Source organism: Hymenobacter wooponensis (assembly GCF_004745865.1).
Taxonomy (GTDB): domain Bacteria; phylum Bacteroidota; class Bacteroidia; order Cytophagales; family Hymenobacteraceae; genus Hymenobacter; species Hymenobacter wooponensis.
On the sequence record NZ_SRKZ01000001.1, the window covers coordinates 659,961 to 676,378 of the forward strand.

Annotated in this window: 12 protein-coding genes; 7 read left to right on the top strand and 5 right to left on the bottom strand. The window is 55.2% G+C overall.

Translation table 11 applies throughout. The annotated features are described in order from the left end of the window. Nucleotides 1–29 precede the first annotated feature (29 nt). Together EU557_RS02680 and EU557_RS02685 are read right to left on the bottom strand one after the other, a co-directional pair. Complete coding sequence (locus tag EU557_RS02680; protein ID WP_135528864.1) at nucleotides 30–1,097, bottom strand: DUF6687 family protein; 1,068 nt, start codon at nucleotides 1,095–1,097, stop codon at nucleotides 30–32. A 143-nt stretch (nucleotides 1,098–1,240) separates the two neighbouring features. Next, on the bottom strand, nucleotides 1,241–2,440 hold the full coding sequence (locus EU557_RS02685; protein WP_167855064.1) for a tetratricopeptide repeat protein: 1,200 nt from the start codon (nucleotides 2,438–2,440) through the stop codon (nucleotides 1,241–1,243). A 903-nt stretch (nucleotides 2,441–3,343) separates the two neighbouring features. Here EU557_RS02685 and EU557_RS02695 point away from each other — a divergent pair. The 5 genes from EU557_RS02695 (at nucleotide 3,344) to EU557_RS02715 (ending at nucleotide 8,285) form a co-directional block, all read left to right on the top strand. Next, entirely contained in the window at nucleotides 3,344–3,781 is a 438-nt protein-coding gene (locus EU557_RS02695) for a hypothetical protein (RefSeq protein WP_135528867.1), read from the top strand. 169 nt (nucleotides 3,782–3,950) lie between these two features. Then, complete coding sequence (trxA, locus tag EU557_RS02700) at nucleotides 3,951–4,283, top strand: thioredoxin (protein ID WP_281062594.1); 333 nt, start codon at nucleotides 3,951–3,953, stop codon at nucleotides 4,281–4,283. Nucleotides 4,284–4,537: 254 nt separating this feature from the next. After that, on the top strand, nucleotides 4,538–6,880 hold the full coding sequence (locus EU557_RS02705) for a TonB-dependent receptor (protein ID WP_135528869.1): 2,343 nt from the start codon (nucleotides 4,538–4,540) through the stop codon (nucleotides 6,878–6,880). Between the two features lie 51 nt (nucleotides 6,881–6,931). Next, complete coding sequence (locus EU557_RS02710) at nucleotides 6,932–7,750, top strand: DUF4249 domain-containing protein (RefSeq protein ID WP_167855065.1); 819 nt, start codon at nucleotides 6,932–6,934, stop codon at nucleotides 7,748–7,750. An 82-nt stretch (nucleotides 7,751–7,832) separates the two neighbouring features. Next, complete coding sequence (locus tag EU557_RS02715) at nucleotides 7,833–8,285, top strand: hypothetical protein (protein WP_135528871.1); 453 nt, start codon at nucleotides 7,833–7,835, stop codon at nucleotides 8,283–8,285. A gap of 101 nt (nucleotides 8,286–8,386) precedes the next feature. Here the strand turns inward: EU557_RS02715 and EU557_RS02720 are convergent, their stop codons facing one another. From EU557_RS02720 to EU557_RS02730, 3 genes are all read right to left on the bottom strand, one after another. Beyond that, the gene (locus tag EU557_RS02720; protein WP_135528872.1) at nucleotides 8,387–9,205 is read right to left on the bottom strand and encodes a purine-nucleoside phosphorylase; all 819 of its coding nucleotides are present in this window, start codon (nucleotides 9,203–9,205) and stop codon (nucleotides 8,387–8,389) included. Between the two features lie 216 nt (nucleotides 9,206–9,421). Continuing rightward, complete coding sequence (sppA, locus tag EU557_RS02725) at nucleotides 9,422–11,179, bottom strand: signal peptide peptidase SppA (RefSeq protein WP_135528873.1); 1,758 nt, start codon at nucleotides 11,177–11,179, stop codon at nucleotides 9,422–9,424. A gap of 305 nt (nucleotides 11,180–11,484) precedes the next feature. Beyond that, a complete protein-coding gene (locus tag EU557_RS02730; RefSeq protein ID WP_245326175.1) occupies nucleotides 11,485–12,732 on the bottom strand; it encodes a replication-associated recombination protein A in 1,248 nt (415 codons plus the stop codon). A gap of 203 nt (nucleotides 12,733–12,935) precedes the next feature. On the opposite strand from EU557_RS02730, the gene EU557_RS02735 reads away from it, so the two are divergent. Both EU557_RS02735 and EU557_RS02740 read left to right on the top strand, forming a co-directional pair. Continuing rightward, the gene (locus EU557_RS02735) at nucleotides 12,936–13,874 is read left to right on the top strand and encodes a DMT family transporter (protein WP_135528875.1); all 939 of its coding nucleotides are present in this window, start codon (nucleotides 12,936–12,938) and stop codon (nucleotides 13,872–13,874) included. Nucleotides 13,875–14,076: 202 nt separating this feature from the next. Then, the gene (locus tag EU557_RS02740) at nucleotides 14,077–16,248 is read left to right on the top strand and encodes a S9 family peptidase (protein ID WP_245326145.1); all 2,172 of its coding nucleotides are present in this window, start codon (nucleotides 14,077–14,079) and stop codon (nucleotides 16,246–16,248) included. Nucleotides 16,249–16,418 lie beyond the last annotated feature (170 nt).

Sequence of the window (16,418 nt, forward strand, 5' to 3'; positions counted from 1 at the left end):
TGGTAGTGGCCTAGAGGCCGCTATTTTACTTAGCCCGACACAGCATCGCCGGCTGCCCGAACTTCAGCCCATGTCCAGTAGCGTCGGGGCTGAATACCAGCGTACTTCTCCCTAAAGAACGCTACTACTTCCTGCTCCAGCACGTTGGGCGCTATGAAAGAGGAGTAGATGGGGCGCTGGTCGGGGTCGGCGTAGCGCTGGGCTTTATTGAGGCGCTTGCCCTCCAGGCGCAGCAAAGGCCCCGTATCCGTAACGCCATCATACGTCCAGCGGTGTGGGCTTTGCTCTAGGGCGTTGAGGCGGCTGGCTAGGCCTGTCAGTGGCAGCCGTGGCAGCGTGGGGCGGCTTTCCAGGTCAATCCAGGTTGTGTACTTGTACTCGAATTCGTACCGGTTATCATCGTACAGGCTCAGCACCATATCAAACCCAGCCGTCGGCCCAAACAGCGCGTAGTACGGTAACGGCTCCGGGGTGCGCACCACCAGCAAGCCTATCTCAGGATACGCGTGCGCAGTGGTACGGGCGCTTTGCATGATGGCTATGGCATGCCGCACTCGCTCTACTTCCGGCTCCCAAGCAGCCCGGCCGGCTTCGGGGTTTTCTAATATTTCCCGAAAGCGCGGGAGAAACCAATCAAACTTCTCTGCTGAAGCCTCATCCTCGCGGCGCCGCCGGGCTGGCGCACCAAAGGGCTCGTAGAAGCGAGCTTTTTCCTCGGCGTTTAGCCAGCACACCAGCTTCAAAGCATGTTCTGCCAATGGGTCGTGCCACTCAATCTCGCGGAAGTCGCCGAGGGTAGCAGTGAGGCGCAGCAAGTGCTCATGTTGCAGGGCTAGCTCTGGGTGCAGCAAGCTCCACACGCCCACAAACCCATCTACATCAAAGTGGTTGGCCGTAACTGCCTCTGCTTCCAGTCCCGGCGTAGTTGGGGCACGCAAGGCGCGTAGCACCGAGCCAGCGCTGGTATCGTCGCGCAGGGCTTCGGGGGTGGGGGCTCCGCGCCAGTGCGCTAGGGTAAGGGCAGCCCCTAGGCCAGTGCTATCCACGATGATAGTTGGCCGCTGGCGTAGCTGCGAGAACGGAACGAAGGTTTTCAAGCGCGGAAGACTGGATACAGCAATATGGAGAAGCACAAATGTACTCCTCTCCCAACCACTCGCTTACGGCAAATTGCTCTATCCGTATTTCCAAATTTCCGAACTCAGGTAAGCACGAACTGTCCTTCGTTGACCTGCTCAGGCTATTGAGCTCTGGAGTACGCCTGCTTGCTGCTAGAAGAAGTAGCGGCCCGCTGGGTTTGCTTAAGATAGTCTTTGGCTTCCTGGTACAGCGCAGAAGTTCGTTCAGCCTTGTCAAGTACTACCTGATAATAGCGCCGAGCAGCGGTGGTATTGTTCTCATCTACTGCCATTTTCGCCAAATTCAAATTGGCGTATAGGTAGTACCCACCCTGGGTTAGCTCCGTTAGCTCCGAGAATACAATGCACCGCTGGTAGTACTCCTTGGCTTTCGTGCGGTTCTTGTACTTGGTCTGCTGAATCCATCCCAAATAATACGTGGCGTACCGACCACTTAACTCTTCATACCCTGGATACCCCTGGTTGAGCTTGTCCAGAATATCCAGACTTATTCTTTCACACTCCCGAAATCGGCTTTGCTCAAAAGAAAGCAGGGCATACTCCCGTGCAAAGGGACCATTATCGGGGTAGCGCGTTACCAGGTCTTTAGCTACTGCCAAGGCTGCCTCCTGCTGGTTTTCTCGCTCACTACCTAAAATCCGTAGGAGAAAATACTTCGATTCGGTGCTGGTGTAAAACGCGTTGTCAGCAACATTGCGCAATTGCTGAATACCCAGTTGGCGGTTTCCTTTGGGAAAGAACAGCAGAATGGGGCGCAGGAAAGGGTGCTCTAGCGCAATCCAGGAAGCATAATAGTTAAACAGAGCCTGCCCAAAGAGAAACTCTGAGCTGAGGCCATTGGCCTCTTTGCTTAACTCCAGATAATCGAGAGCACGTTTGCTGTTCACGGTTGCTTTGCGCAACTCGTGGCGCTCTGCCTGCAGACGGGCGCTAAAGCTATAAGCGGCGGCCAGAAAGAAACAGGCCTCATAGTTCTTGTTATCGGCCTCGTATAGCTTCTCCCCCTTCGCAATGGCAGAGTCCATGTAAGTGTAGAAGACCTTATCGTACTGCTTGTTGAGCGTATTGCTCGGCAGAATCTTCCACCAAGTGCTAAGCCCGAGCAGGAAATCGGGCATGGGGTGGTGCGGGTAGCGCCGGCCCAGGGAGCGAAACTGCCGTTCGGCCTTGTCGTGCTTGGAGTTGTAGATGTTCTGTACTGCCCCGTCGAGCTCAATCTGAATATCCTGGTTCGTTAGCAGCCAACCCGAGGTTAGAGCAGCGGGTGCGATATCGACATTGTCTAGTTCTATCTTTTTCAAATTAGCAGTATCGAGAACCTGAGCTTTCAGGATCTGCGCAAACAGTACCAGTAAAGTGAATAGTAGAACTTTTTTAATGAGTAAAGATCTATGCATAAGCTCTAATCACATTAAAACCCAACAAAGTACAGCATGACTTTATATCATACAACAAAGTTACTAAATAACAGATAATCAGTAATTTCTTGCCATGCTTTTTACACAAAAACAGGCAATACTGGCACTAAAGTCACTGGCTACAAAGCCAATACCTTTTGCAGGTATGAAGAACAGGTTTTTAGGAGAAAAGCAACTACCCTCGCTCACCTATAGCCGCTGCTACAGGTAGACTCACTTCCTTCTACGATTAGAAATATGCTCCACGCGTGAGCGCCGCACCCAATGCAGATACTTCTGTAACTCTTCGGCACCCTGCAGTGCCTCCACGGTAGGATAACGACGCGCCAACTCACGGTTAGTTAGCAATAGGTGCACTGTACTGTGGCACGGCTGGCAGAGGTCAACGGTTGGGCCGTAGCGGCCTCCCTCCTCCCGCGGCACCAAATGGTGCCGCGATACATGGCGGACTTGGCGGAGACAAAGCTCACAGGTTTTCTCAGAAGATACAGCTACAGTAGTATAAGGAGGAGCGGAGCGTCGGCGTGTCATGTATTGAGCAAGTGGTACTACATCTAACTGATGATTTACGCCATCAATTAAATCTTGGCGTAATCCTATCATCAAAAAAACTGTATATAATTTTGTTGCCGCTTTTGATTTGTATTTATATTTGGTTGCGGGCCAATCATATGCTGAACTCAATTAACGGTAGTATTCCTTGAATGGCTCCGTTTTTCAGGTCACTTCTTCAGCTAGCGAGGGCCTACCCATTCTTTGATTTTTCACACCTTCTTATCATACTGTATGCACATTTCTACTCCTGCAATTTTTCAACGCATTCTTCGGGTAGCTGGCCTGCTGCTGGCCCTGATTGTTTTTGCGCCCACCACTTCTCGGGCCCAAACCTGGTTGGTATCCACAGATGCCTACGTTAAGCTAGGAGTACTAGACAAGTTTGGTCAGCTCGGAGCTTACACGGCCAAGTTTGTGGTTATCAACCAAGCTACTGGCAAAGAATACACCTTGGTGCGCCAAATTTCGGAAGGAGCAAAAGGCATTGACGTAGTATTCCCTTCCGAGGCTTCAGAGGCAGACTATTTCAAGACCGAGAAAGGTGAAGCGGCAACGGCGAAGCCCGGTCAGTACACGTGGGAATGCCAAGTGAAAGGAAAAAAAGTCGTTGGCGGCAGATTTAATTTTTCGGAAGTCGCGAATGATGTTACCTTGGTGGGGAAAAATTAACCCTCCCCACCCTTCACTCACTATTTTTGCGAAAGCCCGGCGTTGCAGCGCCGGGCTTTTTTGCGTTTTAGATGTGGCTTAGCCATGCCCCTACCTGCTAGGCCACGGCTCCATCGTAGTTCCGCAAACTCCGTACAACAGAGCCGGAGCCCGCTAGCTCCCGTTCCCTTTGTTTGTTCTAGCTTCTTATCCCATGGCCAAGAAATCTTTCTCCGAACTGATTAACAGCCCAGGCATGCCAGTGCTCGTTGATTTTTATGCCGACTGGTGCGGCCCTTGCAAAACTATGGCTCCTATTCTGGAGCAGGTGGCTGCCCAGCACCAAGGCAAGCTCAAAGTAATTAAGGTAGACGTTGACAAGAACCAGGCTGCTGCTCAGCAGTTCCGGGTGCAGAGTATTCCCACGCTAATCCTGTTTCATAAAGGGCAGCCAGTATGGCGGCAGGCTGGTGTGGTACCCGCTGCTCAGCTAAGCCAAGTACTACAGGGCGTAATGAGCTAACATCAGCCTCCACAAACTAGCCTTCTGATCGGAGCCAGAGCATGCAGTATTCTTCTGTTGAAGACTATTGCGCGCTTTGGCTTCGTTTGGTATGATTAGAGCTGGTTAGCCTTACCCTACCCGCTGAGTATAGTACTGTCTGCTAAAGCATTATATTCCGTTGCCAGCTAACACTGGGGCGGGGCAAACTTCCTACTGAACCAAAGCGTTTGGAAAGAACACTCTACCCCTGCCCTTCCTCTTACTCCGTTCTGATGCCCCAACGCTTATTCTACTTATTGCTGGGTTTACTCCTACTTGCTCTGCCCAGCACAGTAGTAGCCCAGGTAAAGCTCACACTAAGTGGCTACGTGCGTGCTACAGGTACCAACGAAGCGCTGCCTGGTGCTACCATAGCGGTGCCAGCCCTAGGCCTAGGCGCCACCACCGACGACCAGGGCTTTTATACACTGCTGCTGCCCACCGGGCCACAAGAGGTAACGGTTTCATTTATCGGGTATCAACCCCAGACCCAAACGATTGCTCTTACCCGTAACCAGCGCCTCAGCTTTTCTTTGCAGGCAGACAATAACACGCTGGGAGAAGTGGTGATTGAAGGTAGCGGTACCCTTAAGGAGAAACTGCAGACCACCCAGATGAGCGTGGAGCGCCTGACTAGCCGCGAGGCCAAGCTACTTCCGGCTCTCTTTGGCGAGGTAGACCTGCTCAAAACGCTCCAACTCAAGCCCGGTGTGCAGAACGGCGGCGAGGGTACCAGCGGCCTATTTGTGCGCGGCGGCTCAGCCGACCAAAACCTGTTTCTGGTAGATGATGCGGTAGTCTATAACCCCAGCCACCTGTTTGGGCTGTTTTCGGTGTTTAACCCCGATGCCGTACAGAGTGTGGACCTGTACAAGGGCGGCTTCCCATCTCAGTACGGTGGGAGGCTCTCATCGGTGGTAGATATAAAGATGCGGCCCGGTAACTCTGAGAAATTTACGACCAGTGGTGGCCTAGGCCTCATCTCCTCTCGACTGACGCTGGAAGGGCCCTTGCCAAACCGCAAGGGATCCTGGCTGGTGTCGGGTCGGCGCACGTATTTCGATGTATTTACGCGCCAGGTCAATAAGCTGAACGAAGATAAAGAAGACTGGAACCCCATCCCCGACTACTATTTCTACGACCTCAACGCCAAAGCCAACTACCAGCTGGGCGCTAAAGACAACGTTTTCCTAACCGGATACCTTGGCCACGACGTGTTTGGGTTTAACTCCACCAATGGCTTCAATTTCGATTTCAGCTGGGGCAATGCGGTAGCCTCGGCGCGGTGGAACCACGTGTTCAACAAACGGCTGTATGTGAATACTTCGGCGTCCTTCACACGCTACGACTACCGCATCAGTAACGCCCTCGACCAGTTCAGCTTCGACCTGTCCTCCGAGATTCGGGACTTTTCTCTCCGCACCGATTTTGACTATGCGCTCAACGACCGGCACGCCGTGAAGTTTGGAGCCGCCTTCACCGACCACCATTTTGGTACGGGCCGCCTGAAGGCAGGAGCCGAGGATAACTCCTTCAACTTTGGGTCTGATATAAACTACCGGGGCCAGGAGGCGGGCGTGTATGCCTCCGATAACTTCCGGGCCTCCGATAAGCTGCAGTTGGAGTATGGTCTCCGCGTTTCAGGTTTTCAGAGCGGCTCCGACCAGTTTGGTGGCCTAGAGCCCCGGGCGGCCGTGCGCTACTCTCTCACGCCCAAAATTTCTCTGAAGGCTAACTACGCCCTCATGTACCAGTATGTGCACTTGGTCTCGAACAGCGGCGCCTCTTTACCCACAGATATCTGGTATCCATCACGCCTTTCCGTAAAGCCCCAACGCTCCCAGCAGGTGGCCACTGGTGTGAGCTTTTTGCTGGGCGATGGCACTTACCTGCTTACCAATGAGCTGTATTACAAATGGGCGCAGCGGCAAATTGATTTCCGGGATGGGGCTCAGCTGTTCGTAAACCCCGACCTCGACTCAGAATTCTTGTTTGGCCGAGGCTGGGCTTATGGTAACGAGCTGTACCTGGAGAAAAAGACTGGCCGCACCACCGGCTGGATAGGCTATACCCTGGCCTGGACGAAGCGCCGCTTCCCACCGCAGAACGGTACCACGGGCATCAACAACGGTAATACGTTCTACCCCAACTATGACCGCCGTCATAACTTGACGGTGGTTGTGCTGCACCAGCTTACACACCGCATCAACCTCACAAGCTCATTTGTGTTTACCTCTGGGCAGGCTACTACGCTGCCACTAGGGCGCTTTGTGTTTCAAGACATATTTGGCGCTAATCCATCAGCAGTGCCCGTGTACCCGCAGCGCAACACGTACCGGCTGGCCCCATACAACCGCCTCGACCTAGGCCTGGTATATAAGCTGCGGCCTATCCGGGAAGGCGGCGAGTCGGACCTAATATTTAGCGTGTACAACGCTTACAATCGGCGCAACCCGTACTTCGTGTATTTCGACCAGATCAAGGACAAGGAAACGGCACGTGTGTTGAGCTACCGCGCCCGTCAGGTGTCGTTATTCCCCGTCATCCCCTCGGTGACCTACAACTTCAAGTTTTAAGGCCCTATGATGTCGTTTCCATATAGCGTAGGCCTCTCATCGAGTCCCTTAATGCGCCTCAGGCCCGCTGCCCTCTTAACCGGGAGCCTCTTACTGGCAAGCTGCGGGCTGCAGAAAGACATTGACGTAGCGCTGCCCAATTACCCGGCGCAGTTGGTGGTGGAGTCTTATCTGGAAAACAACCGCCTGCCTCGTGTATCGGTGACGGAGAGCGTGCCGTATTTGTCGGCTCCCGATGCGGAGTTACCCAAGGGGGTAAAGGTAATTCTGACCATGCCCAACGGCCGGCGCGATACCCTCGCGTATGCTCCCGCCGTCAACCCAAACACCAACAAGGGCTACACCCACACGGGCCGTACGCGCATCACGGCCCGCCCCGGCGATACGTTCCGCCTGGAGGTGTATGATACCCAGGGCCGCCGCGTAACCGCCAGTGCCACCATGCCCGCCACCGTGCCTCTGGATAATGTAGAGTATAAGTTTAATGACCTGAGCGGCGCCCAGCGCAAGGCTTATGTGCTAGCCAGCTTTCGTGACCCCGCCGCTACCGTCGATTTCTACCGCTACCAAGTGCACAAGCGCTCAGTAGCCACCGACCCCGAGGTGGAGTATACGGTTGAAGACCGACTGTCTAACGGGCAGCCTCTGAGCCTGGGCACCTCCTACCAGTTCTCGCCTAATGACACCATCTTCGTGACGATGTATCACTTAGACCGTCCTTACTTCCAGTTTCTGCAATCTGTTGATGATGCCCGCAATGCCAATGGCAACCCCTTTGCGCAACCCTCGGCCATCAGAAGCACTGTTGAGGGTGGTATTGGCATCTTCACCATCCTGAATTACCAGCGCCAGCGCATCATTTTAAAGTAGAAAATTACTTTCTGGGCTATACAACCTTTGGGCTGGATGCTAGCTCTTGCTAGTATCTATCCATCCCTACATACATCTGTATATGCCCCGTACGCTTACTATTCCTTTCCTAGCATTACTGCTCGCGCTAACTGGCCTAACCACCGGCTGCGACCATTTCGTTGATCCAAGCTGTGGGTGTACTCCACCGCCGCTGCCAACTTTCACGGCTACTCAGCTTACCCAAACCAGCACCTGGTGGCTACAAGAGATCAGAACAAGCACCCAAACGGTAAAGGGCAACGATATTAAAGACCGGTTCAGCTTGAGCTTTCAAACGGATGGAAGCTATACCCAAACGCTGCTATCGGATGAAACACACTACCAAGGCACTTGGATGTTGATGGGTACCCGCAACAGTACACTGCATACAGTGGATCACAAAGGCGACACTCAGGAATACACCTTGCAAGGAGCTAACCCTGAAGTGTTGTACTACAGCCGTCTAGATAAAAACGGGCAAGCCACTAATTACACGTTCACGGCTAAGCAATAGGTATTTTATTCACCTGTTGTCTAGCCTAAGTTTCAAAGGAAAGCCCCTCTGTAGAACTACAGAGGGGCTTTCCTTTGAAACTTAGGCTGGCAGAGCGCTTCTTACAGTTTCTCCAGCACGCGCCGGAACAAAGCTGTCAGGCGGGGCTCGGCAACAGCGGCCGTACGCAGGATGTCGGCAATATCTACCTTCTTGAGTTTGCCCGGCGAGGCCAGGTCGGTGATGACGGATACGGCTAGCACGGGCAGGCTCATTTGCACGGCGGCAATTACCTCCGGGGTGGTGCTCATGCCCACGGCGTCGGCCCCAATGGTGCGCAGGTAGCGGTACTCGGCGGGTGTTTCCAGCATTGGCCCCGAAAGGCTAGCGTATACCCCACGGCGCATGTACTGGCCTAGGCCAAGCTCTTGGGCAGCTTCTTCAGCCAATCGGAGCAACCCAAGGTCGTAGGGCTCCATCATGTCGGGGAAGCGGGGCCCCAGCTCATCGAAGTTTTTGCCGATAAGCGGGTTCGTGGGCTGCAGGTTAAGGTGGTCCTCAATCAGCATCAGGTCGGAGTAGTCGAAGTCGGGGTCTAGGCCACCGGCGGCGTTGCTCACGAACAGCTTCTGAATCCCGAGCAACTTCATAACGCGCACCGGAAATACCACCTGCTGCATGGTATAGCCCTCGTAGTAGTGGAAGCGGCCGTGCATCACCAGCACCCGCTTGCCCGCCAGGGTACCGGCTAGCAGCTTACCCGCGTGGCTTTCCACAGTTGAAATGGGGAAATGCGGAATGTCAGCGTAAGAGAAGCTATGCAAGACTTCCACATCCTTTACCAGCGCGCCTAGGCCAGTGCCGAGGATGATGCCTACTTCGGGCTGAAAATTTTGAAGAGTTTGGCGGAGGAAGTCGGCGGCTTCGCGGAGTTGCTGCATGCGTATGGTTCAGTTTAGGTTGCAAGGTACTACTTACGCAATAGCTGAGGCAGAGTGGTAAAGAATGGTGATCTGGAAGCGCTACTTACGTGCTTTTCTAAAGGGAGGCTACCCCCAAGTGGTAGGGAAGCTACAATTGGTGTTGCTAGGCCAGTACGGAAATAAAAAAGGACTGCTAGCATACGCTAGCAGTCCTCTTCATTATGTGCGCAGTGCTTACTGAATGTTCATCTCAAACGGCATGCGGGCTTGTACGCCTTTCATCTCGGTGAGCGTTTTGTACTGCTGGTACATGGGGTACATAGGGCCCATTTCCTGCTTTACTAGCTGCAGACGGGCTTCATCGCTGAAGCTGCTGAATAGAGACTCAGCAAAAGACTTCTGGCGGGGCAGGCGCTGAATGCTGTAGTCACCTTCCTTCAGCTTGGCACGGCGGGCAGCAATGCGCAAGGCATCATCAAACGAGCCCAGCACATCAACCAGACCGCGGGCTTTCGCCTCCGAGCCCGACCAAACCCGGCCCGAAGCCAAGCGGCGCAGGCGCTCTACTGGCATATGGCGACCAGCGGCGGCTTTCGTAGTAAAGTCGGCGTAAATGCGGTTGATTTCGGCCTGGAACTGGCTCTGCTCAAACGGCGTGAGTGCCCGCGTGATGGTAGGAAAGTCGGAGAACTTGCCGGTAGTTACGCGGTCAGTGGTGATGCCGATTTTATCACGCAGCAGGGGCTCAATGTTAGGCAGTACACCAAATACACCAATGCTGCCCGTAATGGTGGTTGGGTGTGCCACAATAGTATCGCACCCCATGGCAATGAAGTAGCCACCTGAGGCCGCCACATCTGACATGCTGGCAATAATTGGCTTCACTTTCTTGGTCAGCATTACCTCGCGGTAAATGATATCAGAGGCGAGAGACGAGCCACCAGGCGAGTTTACGCGCAGTACCACGGCCTTCACCTTATCGTCGAGGCGGGCTTTGCGGATGGCCTCGGCGAAGCGGGTACTACCGATGCTGTTGTTGCCTCCTTTACCCGTTACAATGTCGCCCTCGGCGTAAACTACGGCAATGCGGTTGCCACTTACTTCATCGTCCTGGTCGTCGGCCTTTTTATAGTCACTGAGGGTAACGAGGCTGAGCTTCTTATCCTTCTTCACACCCAGCTTGCCCTTCATGTAGTCGGTGGCCTGGTCGTAGTAGCCCAGGTCTGTCACGAGGCCTAGACGTTTGGCATCGTCGGCATTGTGCACCAGCATCGAGTCAGAAATAACCTTAGCGCGGGCCGGTGCCAGTTTACGCGCGGCCGATACGTCGGCCAGCATGGCGTTGTTGATCGAGTTCAGGAAAGAAGACGTCTGCAAGCGGGCCGAGTCAGACATGCTGGTACGGAAATACGGCTCCACGGCGCTCTTGAACGAACCCACCCGGAAGATTTGGGCCTGCACGCCCAACTTGTCGAACAGGTTTTTGTAGTACATGGTCTCGGAGCTGAGGCCATTGAACTCCAGCGTGCCCTGAGGGTTCAGGTAGAGCTTATCGGCCACGGAAGCCAAGTAGTAGCTCTTCTCCGACTGCGCATCGGTGTACGACACGATAAACTTACCCGACTTCTTAAAGTCGAGTAGCTCGTGCCGGATTTCTTCCATTGAGGCCATACCGCCCTGCACCAACTCCAGGTTCAGGAAGATGCCCTTGATATCGTCATCTGCTTTGGCGCGCCGGATGGCGGCTTTCAGCTCGTCTAGGCCTATCGAACTGCTCTGCCCGCCGGTGAGGCTAGAGAACGGGTTGTTGAACTCCCGCTCCCCAATGGGCTTGTCGAGGGTAAGCTCCAGCACCGAGTTGCTGGCCACGGTTACTTCCTTATCGGAAGAAGCCAAGCTCACAATCAGTCCAATCAGCAGCAGAAAACCCAACACGGCAAAAAGCGCTAGGCCAGTGAGAGTGGCCAGCACGTATTTAAAAAATTGTCTCATTGAAAAAGAAAGAATAGCTACTTAGGTCTCTTAACAAATGTAGAGGCTTTTGAAGTGCCCCGCCGGGTATTCAACCAACCGGCTTTTTTGTGGCCTGAACGGGCAAGAAAGAGTGAATGAGTGATGCAGGAATGAGGTAATGGGTGAAAGAGTGAAAAGCACGCCATCCTGACGCAAGAAGGATCTGTACACATCAGCAAGAGGCGCTAGGCCATCTGTTTTAACGTGGTAAGGTCCTTTGCTGCACTCAAGATGACGTGCTAGGGTATAAACACTCACTCATTTACTCAATCACTCAATCACCATTAGTACCCGTACTTCTCGCCCCAGAGGTGGCGGAGGCGCTCCTGAGCTTTGGTTTCGGCGGGATTGTGGCCGGGGTGGTAGAAGACGCGGCCGCTGAGCTGCTCAGGCATGAATTCCTGATAGGCAAAGTTGCCTTCGTAGTCGTGGGAATACATGTAGGTGTTGCCGTAGCCCAGTTCCTCCATGAGCTTAGTGGGGGCGTTGCGCAACGGAATCGGGACGGGCTGCACGCCCTGCTGACGTACCAGAGCCCGCGCCTCCCGGATAGCCTTATAACTGGCATTGCTCTTGGGCGAAGTAGCGAGGTATACCACCGTCTGCCCCAGAATAATATCTGACTCTGGCATGCCAATAACTGTGACGGCCTGGAAGCAGCTTTGCGCCAGAATGAGCGCGTTGGGGTTAGCTAGGCCTACGTCTTCGGAGGCGAGAATGAGCAGGCGGCGGGCAATGAATTTCACGTCCTCGCCCCCTTCCAGCATCACGGCCAGGTAGTAGAGCGCGGCGTTGGGGTCGGAGCCACGGATGCTCTTGATGAAGGCCGAAATAACATCATAGTGCATTTCGCCGCCTTTGTCATAGCGCGCGAGGTGCTGTTGGGCCAACTGCTGCACGCCTTCGTCGGTAATGACGATTTCACCGGTTTTGGGGTCGGGGCGGCTGGCCTCTACCACAATATCGAGTAGGTTGAGGAGCTTACGCGCGTCGCCGCCCGAAATCATCAGCAGGGCGCCGTATTCCGCTACGCGCACTTTTTTCTGCTTGAGAATCTCATCTTCGGCCAGGGCTTTATCTACCAGGCCAGTCAGCACTTCCTTGCTGAGCGACTCCAGCACGTACACCTGCGCCCGACTCAGCACGGCCGGAATCACCTCGAAAGATGGGTTCTCAGTAGTTGCCCCAATCAGCGTGACTATACCCTGCTCCACGGCCCCCAACAGCGCATCCTGCTGTGATTTGCTGAAGCGGTGAATCTCATCAATGAACAGCACCGTGCCGCGCTGGCGCTTGGCCTTCTCAATCACGTCGCGCACATCCTTCACGCCCGCATTCACGGCACTCAGGGAGGCAAAGGGCTGGCCTAGCTCATGCGCCAGCAGATTGGCCAACGTGGTTTTACCCACACCTGGTGGGCCCCACAAGATCAGGCTGGGCAAACGGCCGGCATTCAGGTAGCGCCGCAACACCCCCTCAGGCCCAATGAGGTGCTGCTGCCCGGCGTACTCTTCGAGAGTACGGGGGCGCATACGTTCCGCCAGCGGCGCACCCGGCCGGGGAGTATAAGCGGCGGGCTGCGAGGCGGGTTGAGGGTCAGAATCGAAGAGAGAGCCGGTTGACATAGCGAGGAGAGTGTTAAGCAAAGGTAGCGTAGGCCAGGGATGGGGTCATGCCAGAAATCGTTTTACGAAACGCAAAGTGGAAGCACGGCCCAGCGCTACCTTTACGGCACATGAAAAATGCTGTACGAGTTCACGCCGCTTTGTTTGTGGTAGCCCTGATTTATGCTGCCAACTACAGCATCTCCAAGGATGTGATGCCCCGGTACATGGGCCCATTTGGCTTGGTACTGCTGCGGATTGTAGGGGCCACCCTTTTCTTTGGCATCCTGAGCCGGATAGTTGCCCCACAGGACCGTATCATCGGCCGCGCCGATAATCTGCGTGCTATTGCCTGTGGCCTCTTGGGTATCGGCCTGAACCAGCTCCTGTTTTTTTCCGGCCTCAACCTTACCTCCCCCATCAATGCCTCTCTCATTCAAACAGTGGCTCCTATTGTGACGGTGTTGGCTTCGGTGGTACTGCTGGGCGAACGGCTGACGCTGCCGCGGCTGCTGGGCATAGGCCTAGCGGGCGTGGGGGCGGCCCTCATTATTTTAGGTCGGGGGCACGGGGCCACCACGCCGGGGCAAGACACCATGCTAGGCAACGTCTTCATCTTGCTTAACGCCACGGCTTTTGGCGTGTACCTCGTGATTGTGATGCCCCTGATGCGCAAGTACCACCCGTTCACGGTGCTGGCCCGCATTTTTCTGGTAGGGGCTGTACTGGCCGTGCCCGCTGGCTGGCAGCAGGTGCAACAGCCCGACTATGCCAATTTTCCCCCGAGCATCTGGCTGGCCATTGGCTACATGGTCATTTGTCTTACCATCATGGCTTACTTGCTCAATAACTGGGCTTTGAAATACGCCTCGCCCTCGTTGCTGGGGGCCTACATTTACCTGCAGCCGGCGCTGGCCGTGCTTATTGCCGTGAGCCTGGGCAAAGACACGCTCACCCCTGCCAAGGCGCTACAGGCGCTGCTGATTTTTGGTGGGGTATTCTTGGTTAGCCGCAAGCCCAAGGCCCAACCAGTAGCCTCGGCCGTGCCCTTGGAGTCGGTGCAGGATTAGTGGCCTAGGGGTGCTGGCTAGGCCTGGTCTTGGAGAAAATCAGATAACTGCTTCAGCTTTCCTGCAACGCTAGCGGCCTAGCGGTGTCTACACAACACAGTTGAGCCTTGCTGCCGGCCCCGCAACACCCTCGCTCCTTGCGGCTTATTTCAGCTTCGGCCTACAAACTGTAATTTCAGCTTTCAAACCCTTCTTTTCCCACATGCTACAACACGCAGTTCGCCGGCTCGGCATGGTTGCTTTCCTTCTGTTAACGGGAGCTTCCGCCACGCTGGCACAAGTAGGTCCGGGCACCCAATGGACCAAAGATGGCTACGGCTACATGCGGACGCAGAACGACGAAATCGTGCAGCTCGACGCCCGCGACCCCAGCAAGTCCGTCACCCTCATCAGCAAAGAGCAGCTGACGCCCGCCGGGCAGTCGGCGCCCCTGAAAGTGCGGCGCTTTGCCTTCTCCGACAATGGCCGCCAGGTGCTGCTCAACACCAACACCAAGAAAGTGTGGCGCTACGATACCCGCGGCGACTACTGGGTGTATAATCTCGATGGCAAGAAGCTGACGCAGCTGGGCAAAGGCCGCCCGGAGTCGTCGTTGATGTTTGCCAAGTTCTCGCCCGACGGCAGCAAGGTGGCCTACGTGAGCGAGCACAACCTGTATGTGGAGAACCTGGCCGATAACACCATCACCCCGCTCACCACTGATGGCACCACGGGCCTCATCAACGGCACCTTTGATTGGGTGTACGAAGAGGAGCTGGACTGCCGCGACGGTTTTCGCTGGAGCCCCGACGGGCAGAAGCTGGCCTACTGGCAGCTTGATGCTACCAAGACCCGCAACTACTTGATGCTGAACACCACCGACGCCCTCTACCCCTTTACGGTGCCCGTGGAGTACCCCGTAGTAGGCGAAGACCCTAGCCGCTGCCGCGTAGGCGTAGTGCCCGTGGCGGGTGGCGCTACCAAGTGGATGGAAGTGCCCGGCGACGCCGTGCAGCACTACATTCCGCGCATGGAGTGGGCCGGCAACGACGAGTTGATTCTGCAGCAGCTGAACCGCCGCCAGAACGAAAGCAAGCTGATGATGGCTACTGCCTCCAGCGGTGCCGTGCGCCCGCTCTACAGCGAAACCGATAAGGCCTGGATTGACGCCAAAGAAGGTGCCGTGGGCTGGAACTGGATCAACGGCGGCAAGAGCTTCGTGTGGTCGAGCGAGAAGGATGGCTGGCGCCACCTGTACAACATCGACCGCAAAGGCAAAACCACGCTGCTGACCAAGGGCGACTACGACGTTATTAGCATCGAGAACATTGATGAGAAGGCCGGCACTATTTACTTCATGGCCTCCCCCACCAATGCCACCCAAAGCTACCTGTACCAGGTACCCTTGAAGGGCGGCAAAGCCACCCGCGTGACGCCCCAAAGCCTGGCCGGCTCGCACAGCTACGACATCTCACCGAACGGTAAGATTGCCCTGCACAACTACTCCAGCAGCACCGTTTTTCCGGTAGCCGACGTAGTTTCCTTACCCGCTCACCAGCGCCTGAACGGCGGCGAAACGCCCGCCCAGGCCAAGAGCATGAAGCTGCCGAAAGTGGAGTTCTTCCAGGTGAAAACCGCTGATGGCGTGACTCTGGATGGCTGGATGGTGAAGCCCACCAACTTCGACCCAGCTAAGAAGTACCCCATCGTGTTCTACGTGTACGGAGAGCCCGCCAGCCAAACCGTGACGGACCGCTTCGGGACTGGCTTCAATCGCCTCTACCAAGGCAGCATGGCCGATGATGGCTACATCTATGCTTCGCTGGAAAACCGTGGTGCGCCGGCTCCGCGTGGGCGTGAGTTCCGCAAGGCCATCTACCACAATATCGGTAGCCTCAACATCCGCGACCAAGCCATGGGCGCCAAGGAGGTGCTCAAAAACAGCTTCGTAGATACCAGCCGCGTGGCGGTATGGGGCTGGAGCGGCGGGGGGTCTTCTACCCTCAACCTGCTGTTTCAATATCCCCAGATCTACAAAACGGGCATCTCCATTGCCGCCGTTGATAACCAGCTCAACTACGACAACATTTACCAGGAGCGCTACATGGGCCTACTGCCCGAAGACAAGCACTATTTCGTAGACAACTCGCCGCTAGCCCACGCCAAAAACCTGCGTGGCAACCTGCTGCTCATCCACGGCACCGGCGACGACAACGTGCACTACAACAATGCCGAGCAGATGATCAATGAGCTGGTAAAAAACAACAAAACTTTCCAGCTGATGACCTACCCCAACCGGACCCACGGCATCTCGGAAGGCGAAGGCACTACGCGCCACCTGGCTTCTACTTACACCAAATTCCTCAAAGAAAACTGCCCTCCCGGCGGCCGCTAGGCCTATAGTTTCTCCTTGAGCCCAAGAGGCCTAGCCGTTGCTAACGGCTAGGCTTTTTTGTGGCTAAATGTTAGGCTGCACAATGTAGAGACGCGATACTTCGCGTCTTGGTGTTGAACGATAGCGCATGAGCAACTGGCCTAGAACAATGTAGAGGCGCAATATTTTTG